Below are 248 nucleotides of genomic sequence, written 5' to 3'. Positions count from 1 at the left end.
TCCAGACTGCTCATGTCCAGTCCGTGTTCATGCACATGCTGCATAAACGGTACGATCAGGGCCGGAGTCGATTCGAACACGGTAATCTGATAATCACGAATCCATCCGTACAATCGGCTTGGATCAATGCGGTCATCTTTCGGACAGATGACCATCGTGCCGCCGTTATAGAGCGTCCGTGCAATATCGCCGACGAACACGTCGAAGGAGAAGCTGGCCAGTTGCAGCAAACGTACCGGGAACTGGTT

1 protein-coding gene is annotated in these 248 nt (G+C 52.8%); it reads right to left on the bottom strand.

Annotated elements, in window-relative coordinates; translation table 11 throughout:
• Positions 1-248: AMP-binding protein (locus ABEW32_RS24530; protein ID WP_430192666.1), on the bottom strand; the 248-nt coding region annotated here is incomplete at both ends.

This window comes from Paenibacillus jamilae (assembly GCF_050482105.1).
Classification (GTDB): Bacteria; Bacillota; Bacilli; order Paenibacillales; family Paenibacillaceae; genus Paenibacillus; species Paenibacillus jamilae_B.
This window is presented reverse-complemented; position numbering and strand designations above follow the sequence as displayed.